This window comes from Streptomyces sp. G5(2025) (assembly GCF_049542075.1).
Lineage (GTDB): Bacteria > Actinomycetota > Actinomycetes > Streptomycetales > Streptomycetaceae > Streptomyces.
On record NZ_JBMUZT010000006.1, the window covers coordinates 5,205,995 to 5,220,095 of the forward strand.

Sequence of the window (14,101 nt, forward strand, 5' to 3'; positions counted from 1 at the left end):
CCCGATCACCGCCCCGGTCCCGTACGGCACGTCCCGCGTACGGGGCCGAGGTGTTTCCACGGGGGCGCGCGAGACGCCCCGACGTACAAGCGCACCACGGGAGTGAGCACGTGTCCGCAGTCTCCGATCGGCTTCCCGCCTTCCCCTGGGACAAGCTGGAGCCCTACAAGGCCACGGCGGCCGCGCACCCGGGCGGCATCGTCGACCTGTCCGTCGGCACGCCGGTCGACCCGGTCCCCGAGCTGATCCAGAAGGCCCTGATCGGGGCGGCCGACTCCCCGGGTTATCCGACCGTGTGGGGCACCGCCGAACTGCGTGACGCGATCACCGGCTGGTGCCGGCGGCGTCTTGGCGTACGGGACATCACGCACCGCGAGGTCCTGCCGGTCGTCGGCTCCAAGGAGCTGGTGGCGTGGCTCCCCACGCAGTTGGGCCTCGGCCCCGGCGACGTCGTCGCCCACCCGCGCCTCGCCTACCCCACGTACGAGGTGGGCGCCCGGCTCGCCCGCGCCGACCACGTGGCCTACGACGAGCCCACGGACCTCGACCCCACCCGCCTCAAGCTCCTGTGGCTCAACTCCCCCTCCAATCCGACCGGCCGGGTCCTCACGCGCGACGAGTTGACCCGCACCGTCGCCTGGGCGCGCGAGCACGGCGTGCTCCTGGTCAGCGACGAGTGCTACCTGGAGCTCGGCTGGGAGGCCGACCCGGTCTCGGTGCTGCACCCGGACGTGTGCGGCGGCTCGTTCGAGGGGATCGTCGCCGTCCACTCGCTCTCCAAGCGGTCGAACCTCGCGGGCTACCGCGCCGCGTTCATCGCCGGTGACGCGGCCGTCCTCGGCGACCTGCTCCAGATCCGCAAGCACGGCGGCATGATGACCTCCGCGCCGACCCAGGCCGCCGTCGTCGCGGCGCTCGGCGACGACGAGCACGTCCGCGAGCAGCGCGAGCGGTACGCGGCCCGGCGCGCCGCCCTGCGCGACGCCCTCCTGAAGCACGGCTTCCGCATCGAGCACAGCGAGGCGAGCCTGTACCTGTGGGCGACGCGCGAGGAGTCCTGCTGGGACACCGTCGGCCACCTCGCCGAGCGCGGCATCCTGGTGGCGCCCGGCGACTTCTACGGCCCGGCGGGCGACCGCTTCGTACGCGTGGCCCTCACGGCGACGGACGAGCGGGTGGCCGCGGCGGTCGAGCGCCTGGGATGAGCCCGCCCCCTTGAGCATGACGCGGGGCCCGGAGCCGATGGCTCCGGGCCCCGCGTCATGAGGGACGGCGGCTCAGCCGAGGGGCAGGCCCTGGGTCGGCAGGCCGCCCTTGGCCACCGAGTCGGTGGGCAGACCGGCGCCGGTGGCCGTGCCCGCCGTCTCGCCGACCACCTCGCCGGCGCTGCCCGCGACCTCACCGGCGGCCTTCTGCGCGGCGGGGGTCGCGGTCTTGGCGCTCTTGCCGACGACCTTGCCCGCGGTCGGGACGCCCTTCTTCACGGCCTTGCTGCCGGTGTCGCCGGCGACCTTGGTGGTCTTCTGGGCGGCGCTGTCGACGGTGTTGCCGAGGCCGGCGCCGTCCAGCGCGGTCAGCCCGCCCAGGTCGGGGGCGGCAGGCAGGCCAACGGCGCTCGCGGAGCCGGCCGCACCGACCACGGAAGCTGCGCCTGCTGCGCTGAGCAGCGCGGCGCGGGCGATCCGGCGGGTCAGGGGGAGGGACATGATGCTCCTTCAGACGGGGAGAGAACGTTGGGGTGTCCGGCCGGATCGGCTCCGGCGTCCCACCGGATGGCTTCCGGCGATCGGACACAGTGACTACCGCTCGAAGTCCGCGAAGGTTGCGGTGCGCCAACGTAAAGAGTTGGCAATGCGTCGCATTATCGGCTCTGGATAAAAACGGGCAAAAAGCTCGCGTTTCCGATGCGCTGCCGAATCCTTAATCCTCTTGGCCCGCAAGGATTTCGCGGATGCCGTGGCAGGCCCGCGGGAATTCCGGGCGGCGCGCCGCCCCGCCGTGCTCGCCGTCCCCCGATCGGGGGACCGGCCGCACTACTGCCCAGTGACGATTCGGACCTCGTCCGTGGCGCCGCCGGGCCCCGCGGCCCCGTCCCGGCGCACCGTGCGCCACGCCCCGGAGTCCGAGGCGCGCCACTCCCGCCCGCCGTACGAGACGCGCTCGACCCGCAGCGCCGAGGAGTGCGCCACCGCCCAGTGCGCCAGCTCCCAGCCCCGCTGCGGGGCCCTGCCGTCGGCGGCGGCCGTGGCGGGCACCGGGACCGTCACCGTGCGCCCCCGACCCGCCTTCGGCCGCACCTCGCGGCCGAAGTCGCGCACGAGCGCGGCCCGCACCCTCGCCGGGCCGCCGGGATCCGGGCCCGGGCGGCCCTCGCAGGTGAACGTGGCGGGCGCGCGGCCGGTGAGCGCGGCGGCGAGCAGCACGGCGTCCGGCTCGTGCTTGGCGTAGGCCTGTGGATAGCCGCTGCGCTGCACGCGCTGCGCGGCGACCGTCAGCGGCAGCCGCGAATAACCGGGGACCTCGGCGAGATGCTCGTAGAAACGGCCCGCCGAGTACGCCGGGTCCATGATCTGGCGCTCATCGCCCCAGCCCTGCGTGGGGCGCTGCTGGAAGAGGCCGAGCGAATCCCGGTCGCCGTGCCGGATGTTGCGCAGCCCGGACTCCTGGAGCGCGGTCGCCAGGGCGATGGTCACGGCGCGCTCGGGCATGCCGCGCGAGGTGCCGACGGCGGCGACCGTCGCGGCGTTCTGCGCCTGCTCCGCCGTGAACTCGTACGAGGCGCCGTCGTCGTTCGCCGACACCACCGTGCACCGGGGCGAGGGCTTGCCCCCGTAGACGTACTGGACCGCCACATAGCCCGCTACGGCGAGCAGCACGACGACCGCGGTCGTGAGACGGCTCAGGCGGCCGCGCCGGAGGAGGAGGGCGGGGGGCTCAGGCACGCGTCCAAGGTACTGGAGTCCACTGACAGGCCGACGCGCCCTCAGGAGTTCCTGTGACGTTAGGGTCTTCCGCATGCCTCAGACCCCGCTTGACCTCACGCTGGACGCCGCCGAGCTGACCGCCCGGCTCGTCGACTTCCCGTCCCCGAGCGGCTCGGAGAAGGACCTCGCCGACGCCATCGAGACGGCCCTGCGCGGCCTTTCGCACCTCACGGTCGACCGGCACGGCAACAACGTGGTGGCCCGCACGAACCTCGGCCGCGCCGAGCGGGTCGTCCTCGCCGGGCACATCGACACGGTGCCGATCGCGGACAACCCTCCCAATGTGCCGTCCCGCCTCGACGAGGACGGCGTCCTGTGGGGCTGCGGCACCTGCGACATGAAGTCGGGCGTCGCCGTCCAGCTGCGGATCGCCCAGACGGTGACCGAGCCCAACCGCGACCTCACCTTCGTCTTCTACGACAACGAAGAAGTGGCCGCGCACCTCAACGGCCTCGGGCACGTCGCCGCGGCCCACCCCGACTGGCTCGCGGGCGACTTCGCGGTCCTCCTGGAGCCCACCGACGGCCAGGTCGAAGGCGGCTGCCAGGGCACGCTGCGGGTCCTGCTGAAGACCAAGGGCGTACGGGCGCACTCCGCGCGCGCCTGGATGGGCTCCAACGCCATCCATGCGGCCACCCCGATCCTGACGAAGCTCGCCGCGTACGAACCGCGCAAGCCGGTCGTCGAGGGCCTCCAGTTCCACGAGGGCCTCAACGCCGTCCGCATCGAGGGCGGCGTCGCCACCAACGTCATCCCCGACGAGTGCACGGTCACGGTCAACTTCCGCTACGCGCCCGACCGCAGCGAGGAGGACGCCCTCGCCTTCGTACGGGACTACTTCGCGGACTGCGGCGTCGACGAGTTCATCGTCGACGACCACACGGGCCCGGCCCGCCCGGGTCTGACCCACCCGGCGGCCGCCGCGTTCATGGCGGCCGTCGGCGGCGAGGCCCGCCCCAAGTTCGGCTGGACGGACGTGTCCCGCTTCAGCGCGCTCGGTGTACCCGCGGTGAACTTCAGCCCCGGAGACCCGCTGCTCGCCCACAAGATCGACGAGCGCGTGAAGGCGTCGCTGATCCCGGAGGCGGAGGAGCGGCTGCGGTCCTGGCTGACGTCGTAGGCGGCTTCGTAGGCGGCTTCGTAGGCGGCTTCGGAGCGGCTTCGGAGCGGGCTTCGGGGCCGGTCCTCCCGAGGTCCCTCGGGCGTAACCCGCGTAGACCTACGCTGTGAGTCACGCACGCATGGAGGGAGCAGACGATGACAAGTCCCGATAACAGTGGTGCCCCCGCTGCCAGGAAGCGTCCCGAGGAGCAGCGGCTCGGCCCGGTGCTGCGCCGGCGCGACAAGGTCCAGGCAGGCACCACCGATCAGCGTCTCCTCGACTCCGCGGGACCCTCCGAGTGGGTGCACACCGACCCCTGGCGGGTCCTGCGCATCCAGTCGGAGTTCATCGAGGGCTTCGGCACCCTCGCCGAACTCCCGCCCGCCATCAGCGTCTTCGGCTCGGCCCGCACACCCGTGGGCTCACCGGAGTACGCGGCCGGGGTGGAGATCGGCAAGGCGCTCGTGGAGGCCGGCTTCGCCGTCATCACGGGCGGCGGGCCCGGCGCCATGCAGGCCGCCAACCAGGGCGCGGTAGAGGCGAAGGGCACCTCGGTCGGCCTCGGCATCGAGCTCCCCTTCGAGCAGGGCCTGAACCCCTACGTCGACATCGGCGTGAACTTCCGCTACTTCTTTGTCCGCAAGACGATGTTCGTGAAGTACGCACAAGGGTTCGTGGTGCTGCCCGGCGGCCTCGGCACGCTGGACGAACTGTTCGAAGCGCTGACCCTCGTACAGACCCGCAAGGTGACGCGCTTCCCGATCGTCCTCTTCGGCTCGCGGTACTGGAGCGGCCTGATCGACTGGCTGAAGAACACGGTCATCGCCCAGGGCAAGGCCTCGGAGGCCGACCTGTTGCTCTTCCACGTCACGGACGACGTGGAAGAGGCGATCTCCCTGGTGACCAAGGAAGTCGGAAAGTAGCTCCCCCGTAGGGGGAGTTCAGGCAAGCCCCCGGCGGCCGACCGCCGGGGGCGGACGCGGTCTCTCAGGCCAGCCCCCGCCCGGCCACGGTCGGCGGCCGGTGCCCCGTGGCCGTCGCCACCACGGCCATTCCTTCGTGCCGCCTCGCACCGCTCGGCGCGGGCGCGGCCCCCGGGCCTCACGCGGCTGTGCCGGACTCCGCCGGGCCGGCTGGGCCGGCGTGGTTTCTCAGGCCGGCCCCGCCCGGCCACGGTCGGGGGCCGGTGCCCCGTGGCCGTCGCCACCACGGCCATTCCTTCGTGCCGCCTCGCACCGCTCGGCGCGGGCGCGGCCCCCGAGCCTCACGCGGCTGTGCCGGGCTCCGCCGGGCCGGCTGGGCTGGCGTGGTTTCTCAGGCCAGTCCTCGGCGGGCCACGGCCGGTGGGCGGTGGCCCGCGATCGTCGCCACCATGTCGAGCACCTGCTTGGTCTCCGCGACCTCGTGCACGCGGTAGACCTGCGCGCCGAGCCACGCCGAGACCGCCGTCGTCGCCAGCGTGCCGAGCACGCGCTCCTTGACGGGCTTGTCCAGGGTCTCGCCCACGAAGTCCTTGTTGGACAGGGAGACCAGCACCGGCCAGCCCGTCTCCACCATCTCGCCGAGCCTGCGGGTCGCTTCGAGGCTGTGCCGGGTGTTCTTGCCGAAGTCGTGCCCCGGGTCGATCAGCACGGACTCGCGCGGGACGCCCAGCTCGACCGCGCGTTCGGCCAGACCCACCGTCACGCGCAGGATGTCGGCCATCACGTCGTCGTACGTGACGCGGTGCGGCCTCGTACGCGGCTCGGCGCCGCCCGCGTGCGTGCACACCAGCCCCACCCCGTACCGCGCGGCGACCTCCGCGAGCTTGGGGTCGACACCGCCCCAGGCGTCGTTGAGCAGGTCGGCGCCGGCCTCGCAGACCGCCTCGCCGACGTCGTGCCGCCACGTGTCGACGCTGATCACCACCTCGGGGAACCGCCTGCGCACCTCGGCGACGAAGCCGACCGTGCGGCGCGCCTCCTCCTCGGCCGTCACCTCCTCGCCGGGGCCCGCCTTGACCCCGCCGATGTCGATGACGGCGGCGCCCTCGGCCACCGCCCGCTCCACCCGGGCGAGCGCGGGTTCGTCGCGGAAGGTGGCGCCCTGGTCGTAGAAGGAGTCCGGGGTCCGGTTGACGATCGCCATGATCACCGGTTCGTGCGCGTCGAACTCGCGCCTGCCAAGCCTGAGCATCCCCTGTGGCCCTCCTGGGTCCTCGTCGCGTTCGGCCGCCTGCGACCTTAACTGTCACAGCCGCATGGCACGATCGGACCCTGACAGTTTCAGCGACAGTTTCAGCACGGCAGCAGAGCGTGGGGGCCTGACGACATGGTCTTGTTCTTGTTCCTGGTCATCGCCCTCGTGGTGGTGGTCGGCGCGGTGACCCTCGCCGTGGTCGGTGGCGGCGAGAGCGCCGCCCTGCCCGACGCCCCGCCCGAGCGGTTCACCGACCCGCTGCCCGTCGACCGGCCGCTGCGCCGGGCCGATGTCGACGCGGTGCGCTTCCCGACGACCCTGCGCGGCTATCACATGGGCGAGGTGGACGACGTGCTCGGCCGCGTCGGTGCCGAGCTGGCCGAGCGGGACGCCCGCATCGCCGAGCTGGAGGCCGCCCTGGCGGGCGCCCAGGCCACGGCGGTCGCGGGCCCCGCCCTCTTCGAGGGGTACGACCCGCGCCCGCGCGAGGCGGCCGCCGACGACAAGGCCGAGGGCACCGCTCAGGCGCAGGACCAGAAGGGCGACGACGGCCAGTGAGCACCGAGATCGAAAGCGGCGCGGTCCCGGGTCCGGACGGGGCGCTGCGCTGCCCCTGGGGCCTGTCCACCGAGGACTACGTCGCGTACCACGACGACGAATGGGGCCGCCCGGTCCACGGCGACGACGCGCTCTACGAACGGCTCTGCCTGGAGGCCTTCCAGTCCGGCCTCTCCTGGATCACGATCCTGCGCCGCCGCGAGGGCTTCCGCGCGGCCTTCGCCGGCTTCGAGATCGCCTCGGTCGCGGAGTTCACCGACGAGGACCGCGAGCGGCTCCTCGCCGACCCGGGGATCATCCGCAACCGCGCCAAGATCGACGCGACCCTCGCCAACGCGCGCGTGCTCGCCGACTGGCCCGAGGGCGAACTGGACGGGCTGATCTGGTCGTTCGCCCCGGACCCGGCCTCGCGCCCGGCCCCGAAGGCGCTCTCCGACGTGCCGCCGATCACGCCCGAGTCCATCGCCCTGTCCAAGGCCCTCAAGAAGCGCGGCATCCGCTTCGTCGGCCCCACCACGGCGTACGCCCTCATGCAGGCCTGCGGCCTGGTCGACGACCACCTCGCGGACTGCGTGGCCCGCGAGGCGTCGCGCCCGACCCGCACGAATTAACGGCCCAAGTACTTCGGTCAACGGCCCAGGTACTGCGGCTTCTGCTTGGCGATGAAGGCCTGCACGGCGATCGTGTGGTCCTCCGACGCGCCCGCCCGGCTCTGGAGTTCGTCCTCCTTGTCCAGCGCCTCGTCCAGGGAGTGGCCCGCAGCGTAGGCGAGGGACTCCTTGAGTGCCGCGTAGGCGAGGGTCGGGCCCTCGGCCAGGGCGCGGGCCACCTTCGCGGCCTCGGCGGCCAGCTCGGCCGTGGGGACGACCTTGTTGGCGATGCCCAGCTCGTAGGCCTCCTGGGCGCTGATGTTGCGCGGGAAGAGCAGCAGGTCGGCGGCGCGGCCGGGGCCGACCACGCGCGGCAGCGTCCAGGAGACGCCCGAGTCGGCGGTCAGGGCCACCCCGGCGAAGGACGTGTTGAACGCGGCGGTGTCCGCGACCACGCGGTAGTCGGCGGCGAGCGCGAAGCCGAGGCCCGCGCCGGCGGCGACGCCGTTCACCCCGGCCACGACCGGCTTCGGCATGCCCGCCAGCGCCCGCACGATGGGGTTGTAGTGCTCCCTGACCGTGCTCATGGTCTGGCCGGTGCCGGCCTGGCGGTCCGCCGCGAGGGAGCCGATGTGCTCCTTGAGGTCCTGCCCCACACAGAAGGCGCGCCCGGTCGCGGTGAGCAGAACGGCGCGCACGGCGGTGTCCTCGGCGGCCGACCGCGCGGCCTCCCGCAGGGCGACCTTGGCCTCCGCGTTCATGGCGTTCATCGCCTCGGGACGGTTGATCGTGATCGTCGCGAGTCCGTCGCTCACTTCGTAGAGCACGCTGTCGGCCATGGTGTTCCCCTCCGTCGGTCCAGTACGTGGACTTCAGCATGACGGAGATCATCGAGGTCCGGCATGAGGCCGGATATGTGACCTGCGTCAAAGAATTTCGGGTCTGTGAGGCGTATGGGGCGGCGAAGTATCGCAGCCACATCGGCGAATTGGGTGGTTTTGCGGGCGCGCGTTGCGCAAGCGATGCCGGCCGATGTTGGTCATCGGGTCCCGCCATGCGGGATAATGACCTGGAAGCAATGTGTTCGATGCCGGTGACACCTGGGTTGTCGGCTGCGATGAGCTGGTTTCAGGAAGGGGAACGAGCATGGCGGCCATGAAGCCGCGGACGGGCGACGGCCCGCTCGAGGTGACCAAGGAGGGGCGGGGCATCGTCATGCGCGTTCCGCTCGAAGGCGGCGGACGACTTGTCGTCGAACTCACTCCGGACGAGGCCGACGCACTCGGCGACGCTCTGAAGAAGGTCGTCGGCTGACGCGCAAGCGCCACACTTTTTCACTGCCCCGGATCCGCGAAGCCGATCCGGGGCAGTGCTGTACCCACCCCGGAAGGGGCGCGGGCCTGAGGCTCGGCCGCAGGCATTGAAGGGACGCGGGAAACTGCGCGCTCAGCCACGGACAACCCGCACCGGAGTGCGTGCGTCAGGCCCCGAAAGGGGCGCGGGGAACTGCGCGACCAGCCACAACCGGCCCGCATGTGACAAACCACAGCCGCCGCCCCGCCGCCAGCCCCCATCGCGCAGAACAGAGAACCGCCCAAGCCGGCGCAGCGCTACCGCTTGACGGCGCAGAGCAGCCCGTCCCCCACCGGCAGCAGCGACGTCACCAGGTCCGGACTCTCCCGCACGGTGCGCAACAGCTCCCGCAGGTGCAGCACCTCGACCGGCTGCGGCCCGGAGTCCACGGTCCTGCCGTCCGCGAAGGCACCCTCGAAACAGACGAGACCGCCCGGCCGCAGCAGGCGCAACGATTCAGCGAGGTACTCCATGGACTCCACGCGGTCGCCGTCGCAGAACACGAGGTCGTAACCGCCGTCCGCGAGGCGCGGCAGGACGTCCAGGGCCCGCCCCGGGATGAAGCGCGCGCGGTTGCCCGCGAACCCGGCGGCGCGGAAGGCCTGACGGGCGAACTGCTGGCGGTCCGGCTCGGGGTCGACGGTGGTCAGCACGCCGTCGGGCCGCATGCCGTGCAGCAGGTGAATCCCCGACACACCCGTGCCGGTACCGATCTCGGCCACCGCTTTCGCGTCAACCGTGGCGGCGAGCATCCGCAGCGCGGCGCCGGTGCCGGGCGACACCGAGGGCAGCCCTGCCTCCCGGGCCCGGTCCCGGGCCCAGCGCACCGCCTCGTCCTCGGCGACAAAGGCGTCGGCGAACGCCCAGCTCGTCTGCCGGTTGCCGGTAATGGCCCTCTCCTGTCCCCGTGGTTGCCTGGCCGTGACTGTATCCGTTGGTGCCGGGAACCCGCAGATGGGACCGCGCGTTTACAGGGGGTGGGAAGACAGCGGGGGGCACTGATGGACCGAGACCGGAAGTGGGCGCGTCGCAGCGGCAGGACAGCCGCGGAGAAGCCCGTACCAAATTCACGTAAAAACGCTTATCCGGAGCTAACGGGCGAGGTGGTTATGGTAGGGGCTCCACTGGACACCACCAGAGCCGACAGGGGAGGTGCGGCTGCGTCCGCGGATCGGGGAGGAGCGCTCCGGCGTTTTCTCGGATTGGCGGGTGAGCCGAAATCCGTGACCGACACCGCTGACCGCATCCGTGCCAACGACTCCGCTCAGACCGCGACCTTTGCCGCTGACGCGGAATCGCAGGCGTGGACTCCGCCCACCTGGGAGGAGATCGTCAGCACGCACAGCGGCCGCGTATACCGCCTGGCGTATCGCCTGACCGGCAATCAGCACGATGCCGAGGACCTCACCCAAGAGGTCTTCGTCCGTGTCTTCCGGTCCCTCTCGACCTACACCCCCGGCACGTTCGAGGGCTGGCTGCACCGCATCACCACGAACCTCTTCCTTGACATGGTGCGCCGCAAGCAGCGCATCCGCTTCGACGCCCTCGGGGAGGACGCGGCGGAGCGCCTGCCGAGCCGCGAGCCATCGCCCCAGCAGGTGTTCAACGACACGCACTTCGACGCGGACGTCCAGCAGGCGCTCGACACCCTCGCGCCCGAATTCCGCGCCGCCGTGGTCCTCTGCGACATCGAGGGCCTTTCGTACGAGGAGATCGCCGCCACCCTCGGCGTGAAGCTCGGTACGGTCCGCAGCCGTATCCACCGGGGCCGCTCGCAGCTGCGCAAGGCCCTCCAGCACCGCTCTCCCGAGGCCCGCGCCGAGCGTCGTTCGCTCGCGGTCACGGGGGCTCTGGCGCTGGGAGGAGGGGGCGCGACCGCGTGAGTGGATCACGGTCGAATCCTGCCGAGCGGCATCTGGCCGACGCCGAGCAGCATCTGGGGGACCGACTCGCCGCCCTGGTGGACGGGGAGTTGGGCCATGACGCGCGCGAGCGCGTCCTCGCGCATCTGGCGACGTGCCCGATGTGCAAGACCGAGGCCGACGCCCAGCGTCGCCTGAAGAGCGTTTTCGCGCAGGCGGCGCTGCCGCCGCCCTCCGAGAGTTTCCTCGCCCGCCTCCAAGGCCTCCCAGCGGGCGGCACGGAGCCGCCCGACGGCCCCGGGCCCACCGGCGGCGGGGACGGCTTCGCCACCGGATCCACCGGTTCCGCCGGACTGCCGCGGACCGGGCTCTTCGGCGTGAGCACCGAGTCCTTCGTGGCGTACGACCCTTCGGGCGTCCACGCCGCGGTGCTGCCCGGCGAGGGGCGCGGCTTCCGCATCCACGGCGTCACCCGGCACGACGGCGACCGCTCGCTCTGGCGAGGACGGCGCTTCGCGTTCGCCGCGGCGGGCGCGGTGTCGCTGGCGGCCATCGCGCTGGGCGGGGTCACGGCGGGCGTCCCCGCCGATACCGGCGACCCCAGGGCCAGCGGTTCCAAGGCCAACAGCAATGTGACGCCGCAGCGGACCCAGGGCTCGGGCGTCGCCGCGACCTCCGACTCCGTCCGGCGCCGCGGCGCCGGCAATCCGCTGTCGGCCCAGGGCCAGCGCCCCGGCGCCCTGTCCGCCCCGGTCGCCCCGACCGAGGTGACGGGCCCGCTGCTGCCCGGGACCGCGAGGCCGCCCCGCGCCCACGACGCGGTGTACGAACTGACGGCGCCGATGCTGGCGGGCGCCGCCACGATCTCCCCGCTGATACGCCCGCCGCAGCCGGACCGCCGGTCTCCAGCGACGCCCGGCCTGGCCCGGCCGCCCGCGGTGGGGCCTCTCGGCACGGGTGCGGATCCGTTGGAGACTGCCGCCGTCACCGACGCGGCCGCCACGCCCCCGGGGTCGGGCCCTCTGCCTGGCACCTCGCGGGCCCGGTGAAGCGACGGCCGAAGGAACGGTGCCCTGCGCTTCGGCGCGGGAACCTGGTTGAATCTCGGTGGGCCGTGCCTGCCGGGGGGATTTGGCGGGCGCGGGGTTCGAGCATGTAATCGGCGTCCGCCGAGGGCCAGTTGCGGGGAGAGCATGGACGAGGGCAGGCCCACGAAGGCCAAGTGGTGGAGCCGTCCCCGGCAGGAATCGCCGGGGACCACGCATCAGCCACCCCCGACAGAGCCGGAACATCCCGCCACCGGCCACACCGGGGCCTTCGGGCAGGGTCAGCCCCCGGAGCGGCCCGTGGCCCCGCGGCCGGGGGCGGTCCAGGCCGGACAGGGCCCTGCCGTGCCCGCGCAGGGCACCCCCGCCACGGGTACGGAGCAGTCCGCCACCGGCCACACCGGGGCCTTCGCACAGGGTCAGCCCCTGGAGCAGTCCGCCACCGGCCACACCGGGGCCTTCGCTCAGGGCCAGCCCCTGGAGCGGCCCGTGGCCCCGCGGCCGGGGGCGGTCCAGGCCGGACAGGGCCCTGCCGTGCCCGCGCGGGGCACCGGCCCGGACACGGTGCAGCCCGCGGGCGCCGCCTCGTCCACGCAGGTCGAGCGGCCCCGTCCCCTGCACGATCCCGACCCGTACAGCACGCCGCCGTACGGCGAGCCGGGCCCCTGGGCGCCCGCACCCCCGGTGCAGCACCCGGCGGCGACCCCGGCCCACGGCACCACGCTCCCTGCGACCCCCCAGAACGGCACGCCCCCGCACGGCACCCAGGGCCCCGCCTCGATGCACGGCGGCACGCCCCCGCATGGCACGCCCGACCTGACGCCGGCGCCTGGAGCGACGCCCCCGCACGGCACCCAGGGCCCCGCCTCGATGCACGGCGGCACGCCCCCGCATGGCACGCCCGACCTGACGCCGGCGCCTGGAGCGACGCCCCCGCACGGCACCCAGGGCCCCGCCCCGATGCACGGCACCACACCGCCCCCGCTCGGCGCAGCCGCCCCCACGCCCACCCCCTATGGCGGCGCCCCGCACGGCCAGGCTCCTGCCCCGCACGCCCCCGCTCCGCACGGCCAGGCTCCTGCCCCGCACCCTCAGGCTTCCGCGCCTCGTGCAGGGCAGCCTCAGGCAGGGCAGCCCCAGGCTGTTCAGGGGGCGGGGCACCGGCAGCCGTATGACCCGTGGAACCAACCGCTTCAGCAGATCGGCTCGCTGCCCCCGGAGACGCGGGAGAAGCAGCGCAAGCGGGCCAAGCGGCTCGTCGTCGTCGGGGTCGTCCTCATCGCGTTGGTGTCCGGCCTCATCGGCGGCGCCCTCGGCTCGTACCTGGAGCGCAACGGCGTCGGCGAGGTCGAACTCCCGCAGGTCGGCTCGGAGTCCGCCGACCGCCCCAAGGGCAGCGTGGCCGGCATCGCCGCCGCGGCCCTGCCCGGCGTCGTGACCCTGCACGTCAGCGGTGACTCGGCGCAGGGCACCGGCACCGGGTTCGTCCTCGACCGCAAGGGCCACATCCTCACCAACAACCACGTCGTCGAGCCCGCGGGCACCGGCGGCGAGATATCGGTGACCTTCAGCGGCGGCGAGAGTGCCGAGGCGAAGATGATCGGCCGCGACTCCGGTTACGACCTCGCGGTCGTCAAGGTCACCGACGTACGGGGCCTGAAGCCCCTGACCCTCGGCAACTCCGAGAACGTTCAGGTCGGCGACCCCGTCGTGGCCATCGGCGCCCCCTTCGACCTGGCGAACACCGTGACCTCCGGGATCATCAGCGCCAAGGAGCGGCCCATCACCGCCGGCGGCGAGAAGGGCGACGGCAGCGACGTCAGTTACGTGGACGCGCTCCAGACCGACGCCCCCATCAACCCCGGCAACTCCGGCGGCCCACTGGTCGACTCCAAGGCACGCGTCATCGGCATCAACAGCGCCATCCGCTCCGCCGGCGACGGCTCGGACATGAAAGGCGGCCAGGCCGGCTCCATCGGCCTCGGCTTCGCCATCCCCATCAACCAGGGCAAGCGCGTCGCCGAAGAGCTGATCAACTTCGGCAAGGCGACACACCCCGTGATCGGCGTCACGCTCGACACCCAGTTCAGCGGCGACGGCGCCCGCATCGCCGACAAGGGCAAGAACGGCGGCCCCGCGGTCAACGCCGACGGCCCCGGCGACAAGGCGGGCCTCAAGCCGGGCGACATCATCACCGAGGTGGACGGCGCGCCCGTGCACTCCAGCGACGAACTGATCGTCAAGGTCCGTGCCCACCGGCCCAAGGACCGCCTGGACCTGACCATCGAGCGCGACGGCCGGGACCGCGAGGTCACCCTGGTGCTCGGCTCGGCGGACGGGGACTGAGCCGGGCGGCCGGGCAAGGGTCCGCAAAGGTCCGGCCATGTCCGCCCCGGGTTGTGGCGCAGCGGCTACCGGACAGCCATGA

At 73.0% G+C, this 14,101-nt stretch carries 15 protein-coding genes; 10 read left to right on the top strand and 5 right to left on the bottom strand.

All coding sequences use genetic code 11. The features are described from left to right. The first annotated feature begins 110 nt into the window (after positions 1 to 110). The gene (locus tag ACOBQB_RS34600; RefSeq protein ID WP_423597502.1) at positions 111 to 1,205 is read left to right on the top strand and encodes a bifunctional succinyldiaminopimelate transaminase/glutamate-prephenate aminotransferase; all 1,095 of its coding nucleotides are present in this window, start codon (positions 111 to 113) and stop codon (positions 1,203 to 1,205) included. Positions 1,206 to 1,277: 72 nt separating this feature from the next. Here the strand turns inward: ACOBQB_RS34600 and ACOBQB_RS34605 are convergent, their stop codons facing one another. After that, a complete protein-coding gene (locus ACOBQB_RS34605; RefSeq protein WP_423597504.1) occupies positions 1,278 to 1,706 on the bottom strand; it encodes an ATP-binding protein in 429 nt (142 codons plus the stop codon). 327 nt (positions 1,707 to 2,033) lie between these two features. Next, a complete protein-coding gene (locus ACOBQB_RS34610; protein ID WP_423597506.1) occupies positions 2,034 to 2,942 on the bottom strand; it encodes a heavy metal transporter in 909 nt (302 codons plus the stop codon). A gap of 73 nt (positions 2,943 to 3,015) precedes the next feature. Here ACOBQB_RS34610 and dapE point away from each other — a divergent pair, with 73 nt between their 5' ends. Together dapE and ACOBQB_RS34620 are read left to right on the top strand one after the other, a co-directional pair. Continuing rightward, the gene (dapE, locus tag ACOBQB_RS34615; protein ID WP_423597508.1) at positions 3,016 to 4,104 is read left to right on the top strand and encodes a succinyl-diaminopimelate desuccinylase; all 1,089 of its coding nucleotides are present in this window, start codon (positions 3,016 to 3,018) and stop codon (positions 4,102 to 4,104) included. A 137-nt stretch (positions 4,105 to 4,241) separates the two neighbouring features. After that, a complete protein-coding gene (locus ACOBQB_RS34620; protein WP_423597510.1) occupies positions 4,242 to 5,009 on the top strand; it encodes a TIGR00730 family Rossman fold protein in 768 nt (255 codons plus the stop codon). 391 nt (positions 5,010 to 5,400) lie between these two features. Here ACOBQB_RS34620 and folP read toward each other — a convergent pair whose 3' ends face one another. Beyond that, on the bottom strand, positions 5,401 to 6,261 hold the full coding sequence (gene folP / locus ACOBQB_RS34625) for a dihydropteroate synthase (protein ID WP_423597512.1): 861 nt from the start codon (positions 6,259 to 6,261) through the stop codon (positions 5,401 to 5,403). Positions 6,262 to 6,396: 135 nt separating this feature from the next. Here folP and ACOBQB_RS34630 point away from each other — a divergent pair, with 135 nt between their 5' ends. Then, entirely contained in the window at positions 6,397 to 6,822 is a 426-nt protein-coding gene (locus ACOBQB_RS34630; protein ID WP_423597514.1) for a DivIVA domain-containing protein, read from the top strand. An 8-nt stretch (positions 6,823 to 6,830) separates the two neighbouring features. Next, positions 6,831 to 7,433: a DNA-3-methyladenine glycosylase I gene (locus ACOBQB_RS34635; RefSeq protein ID WP_423598955.1), complete on the top strand. Its 603-nt coding sequence runs from the start codon at positions 6,831 to 6,833 to the stop codon at positions 7,431 to 7,433. 17 nt (positions 7,434 to 7,450) lie between these two features. Here ACOBQB_RS34635 and ACOBQB_RS34640 read toward each other — a convergent pair whose 3' ends face one another. Then, positions 7,451 to 8,251, bottom strand: coding sequence for an enoyl-CoA hydratase/isomerase family protein (locus ACOBQB_RS34640; protein ID WP_423597516.1), 801 nt, complete (start codon positions 8,249 to 8,251; stop codon positions 7,451 to 7,453). Positions 8,252 to 8,289: 38 nt separating this feature from the next. On the opposite strand from ACOBQB_RS34640, the gene ACOBQB_RS34645 reads away from it, so the two are divergent. Further along, positions 8,290 to 8,571, top strand: coding sequence for a hypothetical protein (locus ACOBQB_RS34645; protein WP_423597518.1), 282 nt, complete (start codon positions 8,290 to 8,292; stop codon positions 8,569 to 8,571). Further along, positions 8,559 to 8,726 carry a DUF3117 domain-containing protein gene (locus tag ACOBQB_RS34650; RefSeq protein ID WP_003966491.1) on the top strand — a complete coding sequence of 56 codons (168 nt, stop codon included), beginning with the start codon at positions 8,559 to 8,561 and terminating at the stop codon, positions 8,724 to 8,726. Before ACOBQB_RS34645 ends, ACOBQB_RS34650 begins: the two co-directional genes overlap by 13 nt. 296 nt (positions 8,727 to 9,022) lie before the next feature. Here ACOBQB_RS34650 and ACOBQB_RS34655 read toward each other — a convergent pair whose 3' ends face one another. Then, positions 9,023 to 9,721: an O-methyltransferase gene (locus ACOBQB_RS34655; protein ID WP_423598957.1), complete on the bottom strand. Its 699-nt coding sequence runs from the start codon at positions 9,719 to 9,721 to the stop codon at positions 9,023 to 9,025. Positions 9,722 to 9,874: 153 nt separating this feature from the next. Between ACOBQB_RS34655 and sigE the strand changes: the two genes are divergently transcribed. The 3 genes from sigE to ACOBQB_RS34670 all read left to right on the top strand — a co-directional run bounded on the left by sigE (position 9,875) and on the right by ACOBQB_RS34670 (position 14,019). Further along, entirely contained in the window at positions 9,875 to 10,648 is a 774-nt protein-coding gene (sigE, locus tag ACOBQB_RS34660; RefSeq protein ID WP_423597520.1) for an RNA polymerase sigma factor SigE, read from the top strand. Continuing rightward, positions 10,645 to 11,676 (top strand): anti-sigma factor family protein, encoded by a 1,032-nt coding sequence (locus ACOBQB_RS34665; protein WP_423597522.1) that lies wholly within the window; start codon positions 10,645 to 10,647, stop codon positions 11,674 to 11,676. Before sigE ends, ACOBQB_RS34665 begins: the two co-directional genes overlap by 4 nt. A 144-nt stretch (positions 11,677 to 11,820) precedes the next feature. Next, positions 11,821 to 14,019: a trypsin-like peptidase domain-containing protein gene (locus tag ACOBQB_RS34670; RefSeq protein WP_423597524.1), complete on the top strand. Its 2,199-nt coding sequence runs from the start codon at positions 11,821 to 11,823 to the stop codon at positions 14,017 to 14,019. The last annotated feature ends 82 nt before the right edge of the window (positions 14,020 to 14,101 follow it).

Excerpts from the sequence above, each read along its gene's own strand:
- ACOBQB_RS34650 (WP_003966491.1), top strand. The coding sequence starts at position 8,559 with ATGGCGGCCATGAAGCCGCGGACGGGCGACGGCCCGCTCGAGGTGACC.
- ACOBQB_RS34630 (WP_423597514.1), top strand. The coding sequence starts at position 6,397 with ATGGTCTTGTTCTTGTTCCTGGTCATCGCCCTCGTGGTGGTGGTCGGC.
- ACOBQB_RS34620 (WP_423597510.1), top strand. The coding sequence starts at position 4,242 with ATGACAAGTCCCGATAACAGTGGTGCCCCCGCTGCCAGGAAGCGTCCC.
- ACOBQB_RS34670 (WP_423597524.1), top strand. The coding sequence starts at position 11,821 with ATGGACGAGGGCAGGCCCACGAAGGCCAAGTGGTGGAGCCGTCCCCGG.
- ACOBQB_RS34605 (WP_423597504.1), bottom strand. The coding sequence starts at position 1,706 with ATGTCCCTCCCCCTGACCCGCCGGATCGCCCGCGCCGCGCTGCTCAGC.
- folP (WP_423597512.1), bottom strand. The coding sequence starts at position 6,261 with ATGCTCAGGCTTGGCAGGCGCGAGTTCGACGCGCACGAACCGGTGATC.
- ACOBQB_RS34645 (WP_423597518.1), top strand. The coding sequence starts at position 8,290 with ATGACGGAGATCATCGAGGTCCGGCATGAGGCCGGATATGTGACCTGC.
- sigE (WP_423597520.1), top strand. The coding sequence starts at position 9,875 with ATGGTAGGGGCTCCACTGGACACCACCAGAGCCGACAGGGGAGGTGCG.
- dapE (WP_423597508.1), top strand. The coding sequence starts at position 3,016 with ATGCCTCAGACCCCGCTTGACCTCACGCTGGACGCCGCCGAGCTGACC.
- ACOBQB_RS34640 (WP_423597516.1), bottom strand. The coding sequence starts at position 8,251 with ATGGCCGACAGCGTGCTCTACGAAGTGAGCGACGGACTCGCGACGATC.